15 protein-coding genes are annotated in these 21,503 nt (G+C 71.6%); 10 read left to right on the top strand and 5 right to left on the bottom strand.

What is annotated here, in order from left to right; translation table 11 throughout:
• Positions 1 to 10 precede the first annotated feature (10 nt).
• Positions 11 to 505, bottom strand: a complete 495-nt coding sequence (locus PHN62_RS02045) for a thiosulfate oxidation carrier protein SoxY (RefSeq protein WP_300145581.1) — start codon at positions 503 to 505, stop codon at positions 11 to 13.
• Positions 489 to 1,823 (bottom strand): FAD-dependent oxidoreductase, encoded by a 1,335-nt coding sequence (locus PHN62_RS02050; RefSeq protein WP_300145584.1) that lies wholly within the window; start codon positions 1,821 to 1,823, stop codon positions 489 to 491. The genes PHN62_RS02045 and PHN62_RS02050 overlap by 17 nt, the downstream gene beginning before the upstream one ends.
• Before the next feature lie 230 nt (positions 1,824 to 2,053).
• Here PHN62_RS02050 and PHN62_RS02055 point away from each other — a divergent pair, with 230 nt between their 5' ends.
• The 10 genes from PHN62_RS02055 (at position 2,054) to mprF (ending at position 13,214) form a co-directional block, all read left to right on the top strand.
• A complete protein-coding gene (locus tag PHN62_RS02055) occupies positions 2,054 to 2,371 on the top strand; it encodes a GNAT family N-acetyltransferase (RefSeq protein WP_300145585.1) in 318 nt (105 codons plus the stop codon).
• A 144-nt stretch (positions 2,372 to 2,515) separates the two neighbouring features.
• A complete protein-coding gene (locus PHN62_RS02060) occupies positions 2,516 to 3,514 on the top strand; it encodes a MoxR family ATPase (protein ID WP_300145588.1) in 999 nt (332 codons plus the stop codon).
• A 19-nt stretch (positions 3,515 to 3,533) separates the two neighbouring features.
• Entirely contained in the window at positions 3,534 to 4,487 is a 954-nt protein-coding gene (locus PHN62_RS02065; protein WP_300145590.1) for a DUF58 domain-containing protein, read from the top strand.
• A 16-nt stretch (positions 4,488 to 4,503) separates the two neighbouring features.
• Positions 4,504 to 4,956 carry a DUF4381 domain-containing protein gene (locus PHN62_RS02070; protein ID WP_300145957.1) on the top strand — a complete coding sequence of 151 codons (453 nt, stop codon included), beginning with the start codon at positions 4,504 to 4,506 and terminating at the stop codon, positions 4,954 to 4,956.
• The gene (locus PHN62_RS02075; protein ID WP_300145593.1) at positions 4,956 to 5,939 is read left to right on the top strand and encodes a VWA domain-containing protein; all 984 of its coding nucleotides are present in this window, start codon (positions 4,956 to 4,958) and stop codon (positions 5,937 to 5,939) included. The genes PHN62_RS02070 and PHN62_RS02075 overlap by 1 nt, the downstream gene beginning before the upstream one ends.
• Positions 5,936 to 6,877, top strand: coding sequence for a VWA domain-containing protein (locus PHN62_RS02080; protein WP_300145595.1), 942 nt, complete (start codon positions 5,936 to 5,938; stop codon positions 6,875 to 6,877). The genes PHN62_RS02075 and PHN62_RS02080 overlap by 4 nt, the downstream gene beginning before the upstream one ends.
• The gene (locus PHN62_RS02085; RefSeq protein WP_300145597.1) at positions 6,874 to 7,749 is read left to right on the top strand and encodes a tetratricopeptide repeat protein; all 876 of its coding nucleotides are present in this window, start codon (positions 6,874 to 6,876) and stop codon (positions 7,747 to 7,749) included. Before PHN62_RS02080 ends, PHN62_RS02085 begins: the two co-directional genes overlap by 4 nt.
• Positions 7,743 to 9,371 carry a hypothetical protein gene (locus PHN62_RS02090; RefSeq protein ID WP_300145599.1) on the top strand — a complete coding sequence of 543 codons (1,629 nt, stop codon included), beginning with the start codon at positions 7,743 to 7,745 and terminating at the stop codon, positions 9,369 to 9,371. Before PHN62_RS02085 ends, PHN62_RS02090 begins: the two co-directional genes overlap by 7 nt.
• A 179-nt stretch (positions 9,372 to 9,550) precedes the next feature.
• Complete coding sequence (locus PHN62_RS02095) at positions 9,551 to 10,459, top strand: DMT family transporter (protein WP_300145602.1); 909 nt, start codon at positions 9,551 to 9,553, stop codon at positions 10,457 to 10,459.
• A gap of 112 nt (positions 10,460 to 10,571) precedes the next feature.
• On the top strand, positions 10,572 to 13,214 hold the full coding sequence (gene mprF / locus PHN62_RS02100) for a bifunctional lysylphosphatidylglycerol flippase/synthetase MprF (RefSeq protein ID WP_300145604.1): 2,643 nt from the start codon (positions 10,572 to 10,574) through the stop codon (positions 13,212 to 13,214).
• Between the two features lie 4 nt (positions 13,215 to 13,218).
• Here mprF and PHN62_RS02105 read toward each other — a convergent pair whose 3' ends face one another.
• From PHN62_RS02105 to PHN62_RS02115, 3 genes are read right to left on the bottom strand one after another with little or no spacing between them, the layout of a single operon-like run.
• The gene (locus PHN62_RS02105) at positions 13,219 to 14,148 is read right to left on the bottom strand and encodes an MYG1 family protein (protein WP_300145606.1); all 930 of its coding nucleotides are present in this window, start codon (positions 14,146 to 14,148) and stop codon (positions 13,219 to 13,221) included.
• A gap of 46 nt (positions 14,149 to 14,194) precedes the next feature.
• Positions 14,195 to 15,190, bottom strand: a complete 996-nt coding sequence (locus tag PHN62_RS02110) for a hypothetical protein (RefSeq protein ID WP_300145609.1) — start codon at positions 15,188 to 15,190, stop codon at positions 14,195 to 14,197.
• Positions 15,191 to 15,234: 44 nt separating this feature from the next.
• Complete coding sequence (locus tag PHN62_RS02115) at positions 15,235 to 21,222, bottom strand: hypothetical protein (protein WP_300145611.1); 5,988 nt, start codon at positions 21,220 to 21,222, stop codon at positions 15,235 to 15,237.
• Positions 21,223 to 21,503: the final 281 nt, after the last annotated feature.

Below are 21,503 nucleotides of genomic sequence, written 5' to 3' on the forward strand. Positions count from 1 at the left end.
CTTCGCCTCCTCACATGCCGCATCCGCCGACGCCGGCTTCGACCGCGGCGCGGGCCTCCAGCACGCGGCCGTCGCTCAGGCGGGCCAGAGCCCGCACCTCCATGCTCCGGATCAGCCGCAGCCGGAGCGCCACGTCCGCCGCGCCCGTCGCCGCCGAAAAACGGTAGCGGCAGGCCAGAGGCAGGGGATTCAGCTCGGCGAGAATGATCAGCTCCTCGCACCAGAGATCCTCCGTGAGGGCCTCCGTCACATGGACCCGCAGAGGCACGGCGGCCGGATTGTCGGCGGTGGCGGGAAGCTCCATCGCCAGGCCCTCGGCCAGAGGCGCGACGCCGCCGAGGAACTCCGCCGCGATGCGGTCGGATTCGGCGGCGTCGGGCTGAGCCTCGGCGGTGGTGGCCAGCTCCTGGGCGCGGGCCCCGGACAGCGGCAGAGCCGCGCCCAGAGCCGCCCCCGCCGCGCCGAGAAGCACCCGGCGACGATCGGGCTCAAACGAGGAAGTCATCGAACATTCCCTTGATCCAGACGAAATCCTCATCCATCAGATCGGGCGTGCGCACGTCGATGTCGATCTGGGTCTGACGGACCAGCCCGTCGGGGCCGACGTCATAGAGGAACTCCACGGAAATGGCCTCCAGCGGATCGCCGTTGACCAGCATGTAGCAGAGATTGTCCGGCAACTCCGCCACGACCTCTTCGCCGCGCACGCGCTGGGCGATGTTGCGCGCGACGATCTTCGCGATGTAGTTCGCGACATGGCCGCTCTTGGGGTAATGCCCGAACTGCGGCGAGATCGCGCCCATGCTGTCGCCGACGATGTAGACGTCTTCGTCGGAATTGGCGTGGTAGAGCCGCGGATGCATGTCGGCCCAGCCGGTGGGCTTGCCTTCGGCGTCCTTGCCGATGAGGTCCGCCCGCCAGACGAGGTCCGAAGCCTGATGCGGCGGCATGAGCACGGCGTCGTCGAAGTCGAAGTCTCCGGCTTCGGTGCTGATGCGCTTGTTGAAGGGGTCCACCGACTTCACTCTGGCGTTGGGCACATGGGTGATGATGTCGGGATAGAGCTCGTCGAAGGCGGCCTTGTAGCCCGCGCCGATGGGCGCGATCCGGGGTTTCGGATCCAGGATCAGGATCTTGCCGGGGATGTTATTGGTCTTGATGTGCCAGGCCATGAGACAGGCCCGCTCGTAGGGCGAGGGCGGGCAGCGATGGGGCGGCGGCGGCAGGGTCATGACGATGACGCCGCCCTTGAAGTTCTTCAGCTTGTTCTTGAGCGCGATATGCTCCGAGCTGGGAATATAGGCCGAAGGGAAGTTCCGGCGCGTCTGTTCGATGGCGGTCTGATCGTTTCCGAACCAGGCCTCGTAATCATTGCGGATGCCGCCCGAGAGGATGAGGTAATCGTAATCCACCACGCCCCGGGAGGTGCGGACCTGCTTCTTGTCGCGCTCGATCTCGGTGATCTCGCAATGCACGAGCTTGTAGCCGTGGGCCTGAGCGGGCGCGAGCATGTCATGGGTGAGGAAGGCGGTGTCCACCACGTCGATGAGCCATTTGTTGCTCATCGGGCAGGACCAGAAGAAGGGGTTGCGCTCCAGCAGGATGACGTCGGCCTCGGGGATCTCCTCGCGGAGGTGGCGCGCGGCGGTCAGGCCGCCCCAGCCGCCGCCGCAGATCACGATGCGCGGCCCCGAGCCCTCGCGCGGCATGAGCTGGACGCTTGAGCTCAGCACCGAGGGCGCGGCCAGAAGACGGCCTCCGTTCAGGCCCAGGACTCCCGCCCCGGCGGCGGCTCCGATCAGAAAGCTGCGACGTTTGATCATGAGGCCCTCCCGCGGGTTCTGTTTGAGCCGATGACCGACCGCGACGCCGACGGGAAAGACATGTCGAGGAACGCGACCGGACCGGCCAGCGAAGATTCCGGAGACTTATCCGGAATCCTCACAAGCTTTGCCTCATCGGGCATGAGAAGGCAAGCGCGGTCGGGAGTCGACGGCGGCGCGGTCCCGGGGCATCACTGAAGCCTCACGCCGCCTGTCCAGGGAGAATCGTCATGCAGGTCCTGCGCGAAGAAACCGACGCCCGTCATGGCCGTTACGTCGCCCGCATCGAGGGCGTCGAGGGCGAGGGCGAACTGACCTTCACCCGCCGGGGCCCCGGCCGCCTCAGCGCCGACCACACCGGCGTCCCCGAGAGCATGGCGGGCGAGGGCGTCGCCCGCGCCCTGCTCGACGCCCTGCTGGCCGACGCCCGCAAGGAGGGATTCCACATCATCCCCTATTGCCCCTATGTGCGCGGCCAATATGCGCGCCATCCCGAATGGTCGGATCTCTTCACGACCGCGCCGGGAGAAGAGCCTTCGCGCGGCTGAAACGCGGCTGAAGGAGGCGCCCGGATTTCAACTTTGGTCGCAATGCGTCGGGGCGGGGATTGGTCCATGGTGGCCTTCAAGCGCGCCGCTCCGCCGCATCCGACGCGCCGCCACCCCATAAAGCGGCTCCGGAGGAGACCCCCCATGCAGGATTCGCTTCGGCGGGCCGCTCATGCGCAGACCGACGTCCAGGCCGCCTTCGCCCAGGCCCGCACGGAGCTTCTGCGCCGCCTCGTCGGGCGCGAGGCCCTGATCGACCGGCTGCTGATCGCGCTGCTGGCGGGCGGACATCTGCTCGTCGAGGGCGCGCCGGGACTCGCCAAGACCCGCGCGGTGAAGCTCTTCGCCGAAACCCTCTCGACGCGCTTCGCCCGCATCCAGGCCACTCCGGACCTGCTGCCCTCCGACCTCACCGGCGCCGACGTGCTCAGGCCCCAGACCGGAAGCTTCGAATTCTCCGAGGGGCCCCTGTTCAACAACGTCGTCCTCGTGGACGAGATCAACCGCGCGCCGCCCAAGGTGCAGAGCGCCCTGCTCGAAGCCATGGCCGAAGGCCAGATCACCCATGGCGGAGTCACGCGCAGGCTCGCGCCGCCCTTCCTCGTGGCCGCGACGCAGAATCCTCTGGAGCATGAAGGCGTCTATCCTCTGCCCGAGGCGCAGCTCGACCGCTTCCTGTTCTACGTCACGCTGGAGATGCCCGACGCCCTCGAAGAGCGCGCCATCCTCGACCTCGCGCTGGAGGAGCGGCTCGGCGAGGCGGAGAAGCCGAAGGCCCGGGCCCTGATCGACCTCGACGCCGTCCTGACCGCGAAACAGGCGGCCGCCGAGGTGCATGTCTCGCCCGCCGTCCGCGACTTCATCGTGCGGCTGGTGGCCGCCACCCGCGGCGTCGGCGCCGCCGGAGAAGCCGCCGCCGACATCGCCCATCCGGCGAGTCCGCGCGGGTCTCTCGGTCTGGCTGCGGCGGCTCAGGCGCGGGCCTGGCTGCTCGGGCGGGACCACGTGCTGCCCGCCGACGTCGAGGAGCTGGCCCTCGACGCGCTTTCGGGCCGCATCGGGCTGAGCTACCGCGCCCGCGCCGAAGGCAAGACCGCGCGAGGCGTCATGGCCGCGATCCTTCAGCGGACGCCGGTCCTCTGATCCGCAGGAGGGCTTCGGCATGTGGGGATTCACGACAGAGGCCCGGCGGGAAGCCCGGGAGGCTCGGGCGGCGGAGGCCGTCGCGCTGCCGCTGGAACGGCTGATCGCCCTGCGCGCCGAGGCCGCGCGGATCGATTCCCGCAGCCTGCGCGCCATCACCCAGCTCTCGGGAGAAACCCGCACGCGCCGTCGGGGGCAGGGGCTCGAATTCGACGATCTGCGCCTCTACGCCCCCGGCGACGACCTGCGCCGCATCGACTGGAAGGCCACCGCCCGCACCGGCGCGCCCCATACGCGCATGTATCGCGAGGAGCGGCAGCGCGGGGCGACGGTGGTCGTGGATTTCCGCGCGAGCATGTTCACCGGCTCGCGCCGCCTGCGGGCCGTGACGGCGGGAGAGGCGGGCGCCGCCCTGCTCTGGGGGCTCGCCGCCGCGCGCGACCGCACCGCCGCCGTCGCCTTCACGGATCTCGATCTCGAAGTCTCCGCCGCCCGCAACGGCGATCAGGGGGCTCTGGCGGGGGCGCATCTCCTGGCCGAGGGCTTCGCTCTGGGCCTGCGCCGCCGCGCGGAGAAGCCTCCCGTCCGGCCGCTCACGGAGATCTTCGCGCGGGTTCTCAACCGCGCCGGACGCGGCTTCGGAGTCTTCGTGCTGGTCACGGGGATGGACGATCCCGGCGAAGGCTTCGAGGCGGCGCTCGGCGAGGCGGGCGAAAGGGGACGCCTCGCGGCGGTCCTCGTCGAGGATCCCCTCGAACGCGAGGGGCTGGAGACGGGCGTCTACCGCTACCGGACTCCGGAAGGCGAGCGCATGGCGCGGCTCGATTCCCGCGCCCGCGCCCTCCTGCGCGAGAAGCTCGCGGCCCGGAGCGCGGCCCTGGAAGGGGCCCTGAGGCGGGCGGGGACGCCTTTCGTCGTCCCGACGACGCCGCAGGAGGCCTACGCCGCCCTCGTCGCGCAAGGCGCCCTGTGATGAAGGGAGCCCCGTGATGGAGACCGAAGAGCTTCTGGAGCGCATGCGCGATCTCGCCTTGCCGCCCATCCCCACGGCGGCGCCGGTCCCCTGGGGATTCCTGATCCTGGCGGCTCTGGCTCTGGCGGCTCTGGGCGCGCTTCTGGCGCTGCGGCTCCGCAGCCGCGACTGGCGGCGCGAGGCCCGCGCGCAATTCGCCGCCCTCGCCGCCCAGCCCGGCGGCAGGCCGGAGGCTCTGACCGAGGCGGCGCGGCTCCTGCGGCGCGTGGCGCTGAAGAGCGCGGGGCCCGAAGCCGCCCGACTCACGGGCGAGCCCTGGCTCCAGCGCCTCGACGAGATCTTCGGCGCGGATTTCTTCACCTCGGGCGCGGGACGCGTCTTCGGCGCGGAGCTTTACGCCGCCGATCCGCCGCCCGCCGGGCCGATCCTCGAAGGGCTGGCGGCTCTGGCCCGCAGGAGGATCGCCTGATGAACCTGAGCTTCGCATGGCCCTGGGTCTTTCTGCTGGCGCCTCTGCCCCTGCTGCTTCTGCGGGGGGGCTCCGGGGCCGAAGCGCGCGGAGAGCCCGGAATCGAGCCGCCGCCGCGCCTGCGCGCCGCCCTCGACGAGATCGCCCCGAGCGCGCCTTCCGGCGGACGTCTGGCGCTGCTCCTGCTCTGGGGGGCCTGGCTGGCGCTGCTGGGGGCTCTGGCGCAGCCCTCGCGGATCGCGGGCGCCGAGATCCAGCCCGCCACGGGCCGGGCCATGATCCTCGCCATGGACCTCTCCTTCAGCATGGAGCGCAAGGATTTCCAGCTCGACGGGCGCGCGGTGGATCGTCTGACGGCGGTGAAATCCGTGGCGACGGAGTTCGTCCGCGCCCGCGAGGGCGACCGCGTGGGGCTGATCCTCTTCGGCGATCAGGCCTTTTCGGCCGCGCCCGTGACCTATGACCTCTCGGCGGCGGCTCAGGCGGTGCGCGAGGCTCAGATCGGCATGGCCGGGCGCACCACCGCCATGGGCGACGCCATCGGCCTCGCGATCCTCAAGCTGCGCGACGATCCCGCCCGCAGAAAGACCCTCGTGCTGCTCTCGGACGGCGCCAACAACGCCGGAGAAGCCGAACCCGAGGCCGCCGCCGCTCTGGCGCGCAGCTTCGGCCTGCACATCCACACCATCGGGCTGGGCAGCGAGCGCGACCCGAACTCCCGCGATCCCATCGACCCCTCGGCGGATCTCGACGAGGAGACGCTGAAACGCGTCGCGCAGGCCAGCGGCGGCGAGTTCTTCCGCGCCCGCACCACCGCCGAACTGGGCGCGGTCTATGACGAGATCGGCCGGATCGAAGCCACTCAGGCCGAGGCCCCGCCCTTCACGCTGCGTCAGGATCTGCGCAACTGGCCCCTGAGCCTCGCGGCGGGGCTTCTGCTGCTTCTGGGGCTGCTCCATCTGCGCGCGCGGAGGCCCGCATGACGGCCTTCCTCGCGCCTCTGGTCTTCCTGCATCCGTGGTTCCTGCTGGCGGGAGGACTCTGTCTCCTGCGCTGGATCGTCCCGAGTCGGCTCCTGCGCGGCGACGACTGGCCGAAAGTCCTTTCGGGGCCGGTTCTGGGCTTTCTGCGGCCCGGCGCTCGGCCCGGCGGCGGGCGGGATCCCACATGGCTGGTTCTGGGGCTGCTCTGCGCCGCTCTGGCGAGTCCCGCCCTGCCCCGCTCTCCGGAGGAGAGCGAAGCCTATCGCCCCACCGAAGGCCTGATTCTCCTGATCGACCTCTCGCGCTCGATGACTCTGGCGGATCTGCCGCCGAGTCGTCTGGCGGCGGCGCGGGCGGCGGCGGCCCGCCTGATCGACGAAGCCGGAGCGCGTCCGGCGGCGCTGATCCTCTACGCCGGAGACGCCTACCTCGCCCAGCCCCTCGCGGTGGAGCGCAGCCAGATCCGCCAGTTCCTCGCGGCGCTGGAGCCCGAGATCCTGCCCACCGAGGGCTCCGATCTGGGGCGGGCTCTGGCTCTGGCGCGGGGGATGATCGAGGCCAACGCCCTTTCCGCCGCGCGGGTCCTCGTCCTCGGCGACGGCGGCGGCGCCTCTCCGGCCGCCGAGAGCGAGGCGCGGGCTCTGGCGGCTCTGGGCGCGCGGCTGGACCTCCTGCGCATGGCGCGGCCGGAGACGGTCGATCCCTCGCCCGTGGACCCGGCCCGGCTGGAGGCTCTGGCGCGGGCGGGCGGCGGCGAAGTCCTGACTCCCGACGCGCTCGGCGTCTTCGACCTCCGGCCCCTGGCGCTGGACGCTCCGCCGCGCGGCGATTTCCTGCGGCTGCCGGTCAGCACGGAGGGCTGGCGCAATCTCTCGCACTGGCTGCTGCTGCTGGCCCTGCCGCTGACGCTGCTGCTCTTCCGGAGGGCCCGCGCATGAGGCTGCGTTTCCTGCTTCTCGCGCTTCTGGCGGTTCCGGCGGTTCCGCTCCGGGCGGAGGAGGCTCCGCCGCCCGACGACGCCCGCGCCTATCGGCTTCTGCTCGAAGGACGGCCCGCCGAGGCGGCGGCCCTCTTCGGAGACCCCGCATGGAAGGCCGTCGCCCATTACCGCGCGGGCGAGCACTGGCGCGCCGCCGAGATCTTCGCGGGACTCCCCGGCGCCGATGCGGCCTATAATCTCGGCAACGCCTATGCGCGGCTGGAATCGCTGCAACTGGCTCTGGAGGCCTATGAGCGCGCCCTGAAGCTGAAGCCCGATTTCGAAGACGCCGCCTTCAACGCCGAGCTCGTGCGGGCGGCTCTGGAGGAGCGCGACCGCTACGACCCGCTCACCCTCGACAAGCAGGCCCGCGAGATGGAGCAGATGGAGGATCGCGGCCAGCGCAGCGCCGAGGAAGCCCGCGGCGAAGGCGAAAAGGCCGAAGACGCCGAAGAACGCGCCGGAGGCGAGACTCAGGCCGGTTCGGAGGATCCCGGCGAGGCCGCCCAGCGCGGCGGCTCGGAGGAGACGGCTTCCGGCGAGGAAGGCGGCGAGCGCGGCGAGGAAAGCGGCCAGCACGCCGAACGCGGCGAGGAATCGCAGGGCGGCGGCGAAGGCGCCAAGGCGGGCGAAGCCTCCGAGGCCTCCAGCGAAGAGGAGCTGGACAACCAGACGCTCCGCCAGAAGCTGGAAGCGCAGCAGGCGACGGAGCAATGGCTCCAGCGCATCACGGATGATCCGGCGCAGTTCCTCGCCGCCCGGATCGCCCGCGAGTTCCGCCGCCGCAAGGCCGTCGGCGAGGCCCCCCCGGATTCGGAGGACCCATGGTGATCCGGATGTTCAGGTTTCCGGCGCTGGCGCTTCTGGCCTGCGTCCTCTTCGCCGTCTTCGCCGTCTCCGCGCGGGCCCAGGATCGGGAGATCTCTCCCGCCGCCCTGCGCGAGGCCTTCATCGAACTCGCCCTGCCCTCGGACGAGATCTATCAGGGCGAGGCGGTGATCCTCCAGATTCAATATGTCGGGCCGGAGAAGGAGTCGCTCGACCTCTCCTCTCTGGAGAAGATCGGCGATCTGGGCCGCGAGACCTTCGGCACCCGTCTGCGGGTGATCAACGGCGAGGTCGTGGAGCTGCACACCCACCGCATCGAGATCACGCCCCGCGAAGCCGGACCGGCGGTCTTCGGGCCGCTGGAGAGCGGCGGAATCGTCTCGAACCGTCTGGCGGTCGAGATCCTGCCGCCCGCCCGCGCCGCCTGGCGCCCCACCGATCAGGACATCCGGTTCACGCAGAAGCTCTCCGGCGCCAACCCCTGGGTCCAGCAACAGCTGATCCTCGATCTGGAATTGGCCTATCGCTATCCGCTCTCCGACGAGAAGCTGGAGCTGCCCGACTTCACGGGATTCCGCGTGGCGCCGGTCTTCGTGCAGCAGCGCGCCCAGGGACGCGACGCCGCAGGCGATCCGCGCGCGACGATCTCCTGGCGCTATCTGCTCTATCCGCAGCGTTCGGGGCCTCAGGTTCTGGGGGGGGCGCGGTTCACCGGCATCGTGGCGAAATCCCGCGTGGAGCGCGCCATCGTGGACCTCATCGGCGAGGAGACGACGCTCGCGGTGAAGCGCGCCGAATTCGCGCCCTCGCAATGGTGGCTGGTCGCCGACGGCCTGACCCTCTCGGAGGAATGGGTGGGGGGAGATCCGGCGGCCTTCTCCGCGGGCGAGGAGATCGAGCGTCAGATCCGCGTCACCGCCCGCAACGCCCTCGCCGAGCAGATCCCCGACGTGGAGATGTCCCGCGTCCCCGGCCTGGAGGTCACGCGCATCGGGCACAAGCGCGTCAACCGCATCGGCGAAGAGGGCTCGGAGGCCACCGCGATCTTCCGCTACCGGCTGAGGCCCCTGCGCCCCGGCCCCGTCGTGCTGGAGACGATCCGTCTGCGCTGGTGGGACGGCGCCTCGGGCCGGGCCGGAGAAGCGGTCCTGCCGCCGCGTCGGCTGGAGATCGGCGAGGCGAAGATCGCCGCCGCCCGCGAAGCCGTCGATCCGGGACTCGCGGCGGGCGCCTGGAGCCGGACGGGACTGCTCGGCGGCCTGAGCCTTCAGGCTCGCGCGGGGATCGGAGCGGCGCTTCTGGCGGCTCTGGGGGCTCTGCTCTGGCCGCTCCTCAGGCGGCGGCGCGGCCTCGAGGGGCCGCCGGATCTGCGCGCCCGTCTGAGGGCGGTGCGGGGGGCGCTCCGGCGTCGCGACGCCGCCGCGCTCCATGAGGCCCTCCGCGCCCTGAGCCGCGACCCTCGGGCCGGAGCCGGAGCCGGAGGCCTGCGCGCCCGCTTCGAGGAGGACGCCCATCAGGGCCGCACGCCGGACTGGTCCGGGCTGCGCGCCGAGTTCGAGGCTCTGACGCGCGCCGTCGAATCCCGCGCCCGCACCGCCGAACCGGGGCTTCTGCCGCCGCTCTGAGGCGAAGCGCCGCCCTGCTCGGGCGGCCTCCCTTGACTTTTCCGGGCTTCCCGATCCATCGTCTCGGCGCAATCTCCCCGTCGAGGCTTCTCCATGTCCGCCCCTTTCTTCCGCTCCGCCGCGCGGAGGCCTTCCGGCCCGCGCGCCTTCCGGCTTTTCCTCAAGGGGAGGGCCCGGGCATGACCGCCGCCGATCCCGCCGCGCCGCCTCCGGCTTCGGGCCCCTTCCGGCTGAATCCGCAGGAGATCGCGCTGATCGTGGTCACGATCGTCTGGGGCTCGACCTTCCTCGTGGTCCAGCACGCCATGACGCTGAGCGGACCCTTCTGGTTCGTGGCGCTGCGGTTTTCTCTGGCGGGGCTGCTGCTTGCGGCGGTCTCCTGGCGGAGCATGCTCGGCCTGACGCGCCACGAGCTCTTCGCCGGATGCGCCATAGGCGCGGCCATCGCCGTGGGCTACAGCCTCCAGACGGTGGGGCTCCAGACCATCCCGAGCAGCAAGTCCGCCTTCATCACGGCGCTTTACGTGCCCATCGTGCCCTTGCTGCAATGGGCGATCCTCGGGCGTCCGCCGAGCCTGATGAACTGGGTGGGCGTGTCTCTGGCCTTCTTCGGCCTGACGCTGCTCGCCGGGCCGGAGGCGGGGAGCCTTTCGCTCGGCCATGGCGAGACCATGACCCTGATCGGGGCGGCGGCCATCTCGCTGGAGATCATCCTCATCAGCCGCTACGCCCCGACGGTGGACGCCCGGCGCGTCACGGGAGTGCAGCTTCTGGCGGCTGCGGTCTTCTCGGGCTTCGGCGGCCTGGCGACCGGCGAGCCTCCGCCGGACTTCTCGTGGACGCTGATCGGCGTCGCCGCCGCCATGGCGGTCGCGAGCGCGGTGATCCAGCTCACGATGAACTGGGCGCAGAAATCCGTCTCGCCGACGCGGGCCACGCTGATCTACGCGGGCGAGCCGGTCTGGGCGGGGATCTTCGGGCGGATCGCGGGCGAGCGCCTGCCGGGCCTCGCGATTCTGGGCGCGGCCTTCGTGGTGGCGGGCGTGATCGTCGGGGAGTGGCGGCTGAAGCGGCGCAAGCTCTCCTGAGCCCGCCGCCGCAAAGCCCCGGCCGCCATCCGCCAGACGAAGGGCGCGGTTGCGCCGCGCCCTGCGGCGTCTGATATAGAAGGCGACCGCCCCCGCCCTTCCCGGAGCCTCCATGCCTTCCGAAGACCCCGCCCCCCGCCCGGCATCCTCGGGCCTCTGGAGCCGCGCGCGGACCCTCTTTCCCTATGTCCTTGCGGCGGGGCTGTTCGGGCTGGGGCTCTATGCGCTCTACAAGCTTCTGGCGCCGGTGGATTTCGTCCAGGTGACGGCGCAGATCCGCTCCACGCCCTGGGGGACGCTCGCCTCCGCCGCCGGCGCGACGCTCTGCGCCTATCTGGCGCTGGTGGGCTACGACTGGTCGGCGCTGCGCTACATCGGCAAGCCCCTGCCCGCTCCCGTGGTGCTCACCGGCAGCCTCATGGCCTACGCCTTCGGCAACACCATCGGGCTTTCGGCGGTCTCGGGGGGGGCCGTGCGCTGGAGGGTCTATTCCGGCCTCGGGCTCGACGGCTACGACGTGGCGGCGGTCTCGGCCTTCACGGCGGTCTCCTTCGGGGTGGCCGCGACGCTGGTCGGGCTGACGGCTCTGGCGGCCCATCCCCAGGCTCTGGCGGCGCTGCTGCCCTTCGGGCCGCAGATGGTGCGGATGCTGGCCGTGGCCTCCATCGTGGCGATCCTGGCGCCGCTGATCTGGGCCTCGCTTTCGGGCAAGTCCCTGAAGATCTGGCGCTTCGACCTGAGGGCGCCTTCTCTGCCGATCCTCGGCGGCCAGGTGCTGTTCAGCCTCGGCGACATCGGATTCTCCGCCCTGACGCTCTATCTGCTGCTGCCCGAGACGGGGCTCGGATTCTTCACCTTCCTGGCGATCTTCGCGGCGGCGACCATGGCGGGCGTGGTCAGCCATGTGCCCGGAGGCGTCGGCGTCTTCGAGACGGTGATGCTGGCCGCCCTGCCCTCGGGCGCGCCCACCGAGCAGGTGGCGGCGGCGCTGCTGCTCTATCGGCTGATCTATTATCTGCTGCCCTTCACGCTGGCTCTGGTCTTTCTGGCGATCTACGAGTTCTGGCGCTCGCTGGGGCGCTCGGCGGAGACGCGGTCCGACCGGGCTCTGGCCGCCGTCGAGCCCGCCATGCGGGCGCTGGCGCCTCTGGCGCCTCTGGTTCTGGCGGCGATGATCTTCGGCTCGGGGCTGTGGATGAGCGTCTCGGCGCTGATCCCTCCCGCCAGCGAGGCCGCCGAAGCCGCCGAGACGCTGTTCCCCCTCGCCTTCCTGCCGGGAGTCCCGGCGTTGCTGTCGAGCGTTCTGGGGGCGGGGCTGATCGTGGTCTCTCTGGGCGTGGCGCGGCGGAGCCTCGGGGCCTTCTGGATGGCGGTGGGCGCCATGGCGCTCGGGGCGGGGGTCGAGATCGTCCGCGACGGCGACATGGAGCGCGCCGCCGCCCTGATCCTGGCCGTGGCGATCCTCACGCCCTTCCGGCGCGTCTTCCGGCGGCGCACCACCCTGACCCACGCCGCGCTCACGCCCGGATGGATCCTGCTGGTGGCTTCGGCGGCGGCCTCCTTCGCCTTCACGCTGTTTCTGGTCAACCGCAGCGGCGCCCATGAACGCGAACTCTGGTGGCAGCTCGCCGCCAACGAGGGCGCGCCCGATTCCCTGCGCGCGGGGCTGGTCGGGGGCCTGACCATCGGGGTCTTCGCGCTGGTGCTGCTGCTGCGCTCGCCGCGGTTCCGGCCGCGCGCTCCGGGAGGGGCGGCTCTGGAGAAGGCGGCCCAGATCGTCGCCGACTGGGGCGATCCGGAGGCGGCCTTCGCGCTGACCGGCGACAAGACGCTGCTCTTCTCGGAGGATGAGAGGGCCTTCGTGGCCTTCGGCGAGTCGGGAGGCTCCTGGATCGCCTGGGGGGGGCCGGTGGGCGAGCCGGGCGCCGCCGCCGAAGCCGCCTTCCGGTTCGTCGACGCGGCGCGACGGGCGGGGGCGCGTCCGGTCTTCCATGACTTCGGCCCCCGGGACGCCCCGCTCATGTGGGAGCTGGGCCTGACGCCGCATCTCCTGGGGGAAGAGGCCCTGGTGGATCTGGAGAGCTTCCGGCCCCAGGGCGAACTGGCCGCCGCCCGCCTCCGCGCCCGGGAGAAGGGCCTCGCGCTGGAGATCCTGCGCCCGCCTCACGACGCCGCCCGCATCGAGATGCTGCGGGGGATCTCCTCGGCCTGGCTGACGGCGCGGGGTCTGCGGGAGAAGGGCTTCTCCATGGGCCGCTTCTCGCCCGCCTGGCTGGAGCGCTGGCCGGTGGCGCTGCTGCGGCTGGAGGGTCGGCCCGTGGGCTTCGCCAATCTGCTGGTGATCGAGCGCGCGGGCGAGGCGACCACGGACATGCTCCGTCTGACGCCCGAGGCCCCGCCGGAGGCTCTGGCCTTCCTCTGCGTCGAGACCATGGCCTGGCTGAAGGCGGAGGGCGTGAAGCGCTTCTCGCTGGGCGGCGCCCCCGCCTCGACGCCCGGCGCCAGCCGCGAGATCGAGAGGCGCAAGCGGGTCTGGGATCGTTTCGGCGCGCGGATCTACCGGCTGGGCGCCCATCACGCGGCGGTCTCCGAGCTGCGCGCCTTCAAGGCGGGCTTCGATCCGGTCTGGCGTCCGCGCTATTTCGCCGCCCCGCCCGAGGCCCCGCCGCTCTCGGCGCTCGGGGACGCGGCGCGGCTGATCGGCGGCGAGGCCGGGCCGCGCGAGACGGCGATCCCCGATCCGGGATCGCCCTGAGGACTCAGGAGGCGACCCGCTCCGCCTCCCGGACGGCGATCTGCGCCATCTCCAGAGCCGCTTCCCGGGTCGCGGCGACGGCGATGAAGCGGGCCTTGTGGCAGAACCGCGCCCCCTCGACGCCGCTGACGGCCTCCAGAGCGGCGTCGGTGAGACCCGCCCAGGCCTCGGGCAGATCGGCGCGCTGCGCGAAGCCGCCCCCCCTCAGGCGGACGCCCGTCAGCGCCCAGTCCCGGTCGCGCGGATGCACCACGAAGAGCAGATGATCCGCCCCGCTCTCCTCCAGCGCCGACTGGAAGGGCATGCCCCGAGGCAGCTCCAGAACCCGGCCTGCGCCCGCTCCGGCGACGGCCTCCAGCACGCTCGCCCGCGCGCGCAGACTGGCCGCCTTGCGCGAGATCGCGGCCTCGACGAAGCGCCGGGCGATCTCCAGAGCCGCGTGAAAGGCGCGGTCCTCGGCGTCGGGGGCGGTCTCGTCGAAGACCGGCTTCAGCGTCTCCAGCAGGACCGGCAGCGTCAGACCCGCCAGAAGAGGCCCGGCCTCGGAAGGGCTGAGCGCGCCGTTGTCCATCAGATCGACCGGCAGGACGAAGCCGGAGTCGAAATCCGCATGGATCGCCGCGAGATCCCGCTCGGGAACGCTCATCGCGCGCAGGTAATCCGCGCCGAAGCGCCGCCAGATCAGCCCGAAGGAGCTGAAGGGCCGACCATCCTCGCGCAGAGGGGCTCCGCTCTGATGGTGGTCGAAGGTCAGCTCTCCGTCATGGGCGCCGCCGACGTCGTAGACGATGCGGTCCGGAGCGGGCGCGGTCCAGGCCTTCTCCCGGCTGCGCACCAGGCGCGCCTCGGGAAAGACCCGCGTCAGGACGACCGTGGAGAGCAGTTCATCCGCATGGAAGCCGCCGGAATGGGTGACGAGGAAATCAGGAGTCATGGAAGGGTCTCGCGAAATTCGGGAGGAGGAGGGCGAAGGCGGCGGTTCAGGAGGCCTTGTCCCGCAGACGCAGCAGGAAGGCCACGTCCTCCGCCTGCGCGGGCCGCCGGTGGGCGAGGTGGTTGCGCACCGAGACCATCCGGTCCAGACGCGGGTCGAGGCTCTGGCGCTCCCTCGGGTCGAGGCGCTGCTGAAGCTGCCAGCGCAGGGGGCCCAGTTCGATGCCTTCCACGCCCTCCACGCCCTGTTCGCGCATGCGGTCGTCGACGCGCAGGAGCTTCCGGTGAGTCCGGACGAGCGCGATCCGCTCATCCTCCAGCATCGGGAAGAGGGTGGAGAGATGCGCCCGCCAGAGCCGTCGCCGCAATTCCTCGACGTCCTGTCCCAGCAGGTGGAGCGGACAGGGAAATTCGCTCCCGTTGAGGGGCAGCGCGCGCGGCTCGGGCTTTTCGGGCCGCCCCTTGAGCCAGGCCAGAGGATCGGCCAGATGCCGCGCCTCCGCGCGGACCAGCTCCTTCGCCAGATCGAACCGCCAGCCGCAGAGCTCCACCGCCAGATTCGCGGCCAGCGAGGCCGCCAGACCGTCGCGGTCGTCGGGGAGATGCTGGTCCGCCCAGATCATGCAATCCGAGCGGCGCAGGTTCCGCGACCACCTCAGGAGATCCTCGGGGCCATGCGGCGCGACGGCGGGCGTCGCCGAGACCACCGCCAGAGCCAGACCGCCCCCCAGACGCGCGCGCTCCACGCTGAAGCGCTTGAGGAAGGCGCTCCAGGCCTGAGCCCGGCGCGCGTCGACGATGCGCCCCCCGTCGATCAGGGCGGTGGTGCGCTCCAGAGAGGCGGAGGCGGCCAGTTCGCTCAATCCGGGAGGCCCGTGCAGCGCCTTCGCCAGCTCCTCGACCGGAGCCCCATGGCCCGGATCCACCCTCTCGACGTCTCTGGAGGAGGCGCGCAGACGGGCCCGCAACTCCTCCTCCAGCCCCGGAGGCGCCGCAGGATCATGCGCGAAGAGCGCAACGCCCTTCTCCTTCAGACGCCGCAAACCTTCGGCGAACAGAATCTCGCTCGCTGGCAGAGTCTAGGGCGTCATGACAAGCTCCTTCCGATCAGGCGGCCCAGAGGAGTCGGCGACAGACCCCCCTTCCCGTCGGAGAAGGCCAGCTCCAGCCGCTCGAACGCCCCGGAGGCGCCTGTGTTTCCGGCGTCGATCTCGGCGCGGTCGGCGGGGCTCCCCTCGTCCGCGAGGAGGAGCAGATCCAGCGCCGCAGCGAATTCCGCTCCGACTCCCGCCTCCTCCGCCGTGAGGGGATGATCCGCCGTCCAGGCCTCGACGGCGCTCCGGCGCCGCGCCGCGCCCAGAGCGAGACTCCGCGCCAGAACGGGCCTGATCCCGAAGATCCGTCGGGGCGCCAGCCCCGTGGCCGAGACGAGCGCGCGACGCAGTTCGGGTTCATCGTAGACGAACAACCCTTCCTCAAGCAACCAGAGCCGCAACATGGCTTCGCTCCAGACGCCCGCCCGGAAGACCGTCGCGGGCTCCTGGACGGCCTCCGCCGGATCCGGCCGGACCCAGATCGGCAGGAGCCGACCTTCCTCGACCTCCTCGCGGCGGCTCAGGGCGGCGGCGAGCTTCTGATCCCAGGGGCGGTCGAGCACCAGCAGGCCCTGCTGCGTCCGTCCGAGGCCGTTGATCCAGGCCAGGACGTCCTTGCCCGGAGGGCGGTCGTCCTGCTGCTTCTCGAAGCGGCGGATCTTCAGATAGGTCCTCCATTGCGCCGCCGCCGCGCAGAGGCGTCGGCCGAGGCCCTCCCCCGCCACGGCGGCGAAGCCCTCGACGATCCGCAATCCCGGCTTCCCGTGGTCGAGAAGCTCCTCCAGCCTTCGGTCGGAGAGGGGCGCGCGTTCGCCGGGCGCCTCCGGCGCGAGGCTGCGGTGGAGCAGGGCCGCGTCATGCTCCGGCGGCTCCTCCCGCTGGCTGAGGGCGAGGATGTCGTCGTCCAGCTGGTCGAGGCCGCCCAGCATCTGCGCGATGCGGGCGTTCAGCAGGCTGAAGCGTCCCGAGCCGTGATCGGTCAGCACCCCGAGCCCCGCCATCTCCGCGAGCAGCTCGCCCAGCTCCTCCTCCGAGGGCGCGGGCCAGGAGGCGGGCCGCCATTCGGCGATCATCTCGCCGATCTCGCCGAGGGTCAGCCCGTTCTCCATGACGGCGCGGTCCGTCTCCGGAGATTCGAGGCGGCGTCGGGCGAGGGATCTGGCGATCAGGTCATGGCGCGGATCCAGATTCAGCGTCATCTGGAAGCCGGACCGGATCTCCTGCTCGATGCGCTCCGCCGCCTCGCCCTCGAAGAGGGCGCTCCGGCCGAGCCGCCAGCGCGGACCTTCGCCCGACAGATCTTCCGGACGGCTTCCCGCCCCCTCGATCGCCTCTCGGCAGAAGACCTGAACCAGCGCGGGAACGTGATTGGCGCGGGCCAGGAGGGCGTCGACCAGCTCCGGGCTCTCATATTCGAAGCCCGCCGCGCGCATGGGCGCGACGGCCAGTCGGCGCAGCGCGGCGCGATCTTCGGGCCTGCGGTTCATGGGGCCCACGAAGACGGCCTCCTCCGGAGCCGGAAGCGGAGCCTCCGCCGTCCGGGCCAGGCGCCGCAGATCGCCGGGACCGGCGAAGACGGTCTTGAAGCGCCATGCGCCGTCCTGCGCCGCCCGCCTCAGCCGCGTCAGGTTCGGATGGCCGTCCGCCTGGTCCGCCTTCAGGAAGCTGTCCGCCTCGTCGAACATGGCGAGGAGGCGGCGCTCCGGGGCTTCGGCGAGCCAGGCCGAAACGGCGCCGAGAATCTCGTCCGGATCGCCCTCGACGCGCGCGAAGGCGCGCTCCTGACGCAGACGGTTCGCCAGGATGGTCCAGATGTCCGAGGCGGGGCTTCCCGCCCGGCCGATCTGGGCGATCTCCAGCGCGAAGGCGATCTTTCCCTCGTCGGGCCGGTGATGCTCGCCCCCGATCCGGTCGAGCAGCGCCGACTTGCCCATCCTGCGCCCGCCATGGACCAGCCAGCCCCCGCCCTCGCAGGCGGCGACGCGGCGCATCTCCTCCTCGCGGCCGACGAAGACCTCCGGCGAGATACGCCCCGGACCGGTCTCGTAGGGCCGGAGCCCGCTGAAGGGCGCGGCGGCGGTCAGGAAGGAATCGAGCGGCGCGGCGCCCTCCATGAGGATGTGATTCAGCATCGTCTCGTCGAGCAGGAGCGTCCAGGAGCCCTCGCGCCGCAGCAGCCGGGCCAGACGGCGCCGCCGATGGACGTCCAGAGGCCCGAAGACCAACGCGAGCGTCGGCCGGCTGCGGCCGAGCCGCGACAGGCGCCTCTCGACCTCCTCGAAGGCGGCCTCTCCGGAGACCGCCGCCAGAGCGTAACGGCCCTGAGCCAGGCTCCCATAGATGGGAGGGACGAAACATCCCTCGCTGCGCCAGGGCGCGCAGGTCAGGCGGAAGACGCGCAGCTTGCCGGGGATTTCATCCTTTTCGGACTCGATCCGCACCGAATCCGCGCCGAAATCCTGAAGGAAGCCCTTCAGGGCCTCGCCCAGACGACGGGGATCGGTGACGCGGAAGGCCTTGGCGGCGTCGAGCCAGCCCTTGTGCAGGGCCTGAGCCCGGCGCCCCGCTTCGGGAGAGAGCCGGGAGAAGTCGAGCGGCCCGACCGCCGCGCCGTCGCGGATGGCGTCGGACACCACCGGAAGCGGCGCAGGACGCCGCGAAACCTGCTCCACGAACTCCGGGAAGAACCGGGAGAAGCCGTCCGGAGGATCGGCCTCGGGCGGGAAGGACTCCCTGCCGCCGCGCAGATCGGCGATCGCGGCGTCCAGATGCGTCGGATCGAGCCGCTCGACGGCGGCCAGAAGCGCCTCCGCGGAGGCGGCCTTCCGGGGATCGGCGCGCAGCGCCTCCAGGGCCTCCGACTGGACCCGCCGGACATGGGCGCGCAGCAGATCCCGACCGGCTTCGAGGCTCCGGAGCGCCTCGTCGAGTTCGGGGAAATCGGGCGGAACCTCCGCCGCGCGCAGGCGGTTCAGGGCGGGGAGCGAGACCTCGCCCTCCTCCGGACTGCGCGACAGGGCCGCGAAGACGGCCTCCAGCCGCGCGAGCGCGCCTTCCTGAGCCCGCAGAAGCCCGACGTCCAGATGGGCGAGGCTCGTCAGATCCTGACGCAGCCGCAGGACCCTGTCCTTCGCCTTCCTGCGGGCTCCGGGGAGATCCTCGCCGTTCAGCTGGTCCTCCAGCAGGGCGAGGGCGGCCGCCTGCTCCGGATCCGCCGTGCGCATCCGGGCGAGCAGGGCGCGCGCCGGAAGGATCGCGGCGTTTCGCCGATGCCTTTCGAAGGCGGCGCGGTCGTCCGGCGCGAGGGCGTCCCTCAGATGCAGGGCCTCCCACAGGCGTTCGTCTCTGGCGCGCCGCTCCTCCTCCATGGCGGGCTCCATGGCGGGCTCCATGGCGGACTCGGCGCCGGTCCAGTCCTGACAGCCGCCGGGCAGGCGCAGGAGCGGCTCCTCGAAGAGCGCCGCCCGGGTCGGCGCGGCCTTCCAGACGCCGCCGCCCGAGATCAGAGTCAGCAGATCCTCGATGGCCGCGAGCAGCCGACGACGCGCGGCGCGCTGCAAGGGATCGTCGTGCGGGGGGGCGTCGCGCAGGACGGCGCGCGCGGCCTCGGCGGCCCTGCGCACCTGCCGGACGCCGTTCGCAAGCTGCGCCCTGTCGCTCCGGGAGGCTCCCTGGTCGAATCGGGAGGCCTCCAGCCAGGCCGCGAGCAGGGCGGCCGCCTCCGCGAGATGATCCGTGATCCAGGCGAGGGCGTGGCCGTCGATCCGGTCCCGGGCGGGCCGCCCGAGCCTCTGTTCGCGGGCGAAGACGAGCTCCTCGCGGTCCTGACGGGTGGCGATGCGGCCCATGGCGGCCTCGACGAGGGCCTCCGCGTCGGGACGACCCGCCAGCGCGGCCTCCATCGCGCCGCCCAGATCGCCCAGAGGGTCGAGCTCTCCGTAGAGGATCTGGCGGCTCGCGGAATGGACATGATGACGTCGGCGCGCGGCCGCGAGCCAGTCGCGCAGGGTCCGGTTCGCGGCGGGCAGCCTTCGGGCGCGGTCGAGCCCCGCCAGTTCGGCGAGATCCTCGGTGGAGAGCCGGAAACGATGCTCCAGCCCCGAAAGCGCCCCCGCCAGATTCAGACAGAGCGCCGCGTCTCCCAGATGCGGCAGGTCGGCCAGCCGACGGCGCGCGTCGAAATCCGGGGTGAAGAAGGCCGGCCGCAGCAGAGCCGCCATCAGAAGCGTCGCAGAAGCTTCCGGAGCCGGAGCGGCGGGCGCCTCCTGGAGCGCCTCCTCCAGGGAGACCGAGCGCTCGTGGGTGTCGGGCGCATATTCGGCGTCCTGGACGGTGGGAGCCAGAACCAGGGCTTCCAGAACCGAGGGAGGAACAGGCGGCGTCTCTCCTGTCCGCCCGATCAGCCGGGCCAGATGCCAGGCGAGCGCGGTTTCTCCGCGCGACAGGCGAAGCGCGAGGGCCTCCTCCGTCGAGAGCGGGGCCGCAGGGGGATCCTCCGGGAGGAGAGCCGGGCCGTCGGACTCCTGCGGCGCCTCCTCGGCCGTCGCATCGGGAGGCTCAGGAGCCGCCGCCTCCGGGAGGAGGGCCGGAGGTTCGGCCAGGGCCTCGAAGACTTCGGGCGCCTCCTCCTCCGCAGCCTCGGCGGCGGCTTCGGGAGGGGCCTCGGCGATGATCTCGGCGATCTCGGCGATGGTCTCGGGAAGAGCCGGAGGCGCGGTTTCCGGCGCCTCTCCGGCCTCGGGCCCCGAGGCCTCGATTTCTCCGGAAGCGGGTCCGGAATCGGGAGGAGGAGCGGCGAGGTCGACAGGCGCCCCCCTCTCGGGGAGCTCTTCCTCGGGAGGCTCCTCCTCATGGCGCGACGCGACGTCGAGGCCGGTTTCGGGGCCCGCCTCGGAGACGATGTCAGCCTCTGTTTCTCCGAAGACCGCGAGGATCTGCGCGCGCAGAGCGTCGCGCGCGCCCTCGGCTGCGGCGAGCTCTCCGGCGGAGCCCCGGCGCAAGGCGGAGAGACGTTCGATCTCGTCGAAATCATCCTGATCATTGGCCAGGTCGAGCAGATGCTTGATCCGCGCCGTTTCGGCGGCGGCGGCCTCGCAGCCCTCCCGAGCCTCCCCGAAGGCCGAGACGAGCGCCTCGAGTCCGGAGATCCCTTCCTCTCCCATCCCGGCCAGAATCGGGACGAAGGCCAGGCCGGATCCGGCCAGCCGCTCGCCCAGAGCCTCGCGCCGCATCTGGAGCCCTCGCCGGGCGTCGTCCTCGCAGGCGTCGAGGAGCTCCTGCGCCAGAGCGAGGATCTCGCGGGCGGCGACGGGGTCCGGCCAGGTCAGCCGTTCGAGGCTGGACCGCAGGTTTCCGGCGAGGCCCGTCCAGCCCTCCGCAACCTCCACTTCCTCTTCCGGCTCTTCTTCCCTCATGGCCTCCGGCTCCTGCGGCAGGGACTCCTGCGGATCGGGTTCGGGCCCCTCCTTCTCCGGCTCCGCCTCGACGGGTTCGAGCAGGGAGGGGAAGACCTTCCAGAGGAGCCGATGCGTCGCGTTCTTCTCGATGTCCGCTTTCGCCCGCTCGTAGAGGACCGCCGGATCGAAGGCCTCTCCGGCGCAGACCGGAAGCTTCAGCCCTCCCGCGCCCGGAGCGCCCACGCCGATCCGGAACAGATTCAGATGACGGGTGATCCTCATGGAGAAGCGCTTGCGGCGCCGGTTCCGGTCGGCCTGAAGGGCTTCATATCTGCGCAGGGGCTCCAGATCTCCCGCGGAGATCCGCCGGGCGAGCGCGGCGTAAAAGAGATCGTCGTTCATGATCGAGGCCGGATCGATCCAGGAGGCGAAGACGGAGGCGCATTTCCGCCGCTCGGCCGGATCGATCTGGAAGATGCGCCGGATCAGCTCCTGATCCAGCCCGTCCAGGGCGGCCGTCTCGAAGGAGGCCCCGCCCTCCGGCGGCCTGACGGCGCAAAGGGCCTCGACGTCGAGACGCGCCACGACGTCAAGGCGTTTGTCCCCCTTTTTCCTCCGGGCGGCGACGGCCTGAGGAAAGCCCCGGATCAGCGCCTCGGCGCCTGGATGGGGCCCGCTCGGCGGAGCGGGCTCCTCTCCCTGGGAGGGCGCATGTCGTGAGGATCCGGCGTCCGGAGCGCGTGCGTTCATGATTGCCGCCTTCTTGTCGTTCTGTTTCGAATCCGCGTTTCTCAACGCACCCTCGCGCCTGGAGTTCAAGGACATGGCCGGTCAGAAGAAGGCGACTTGCGATTTCGCGTCTTGTC

This window comes from Neomegalonema sp. (assembly GCF_028688855.1).
Taxonomy (GTDB): Bacteria; Pseudomonadota; Alphaproteobacteria; order Rhodobacterales; family Rhodobacteraceae; genus Neomegalonema.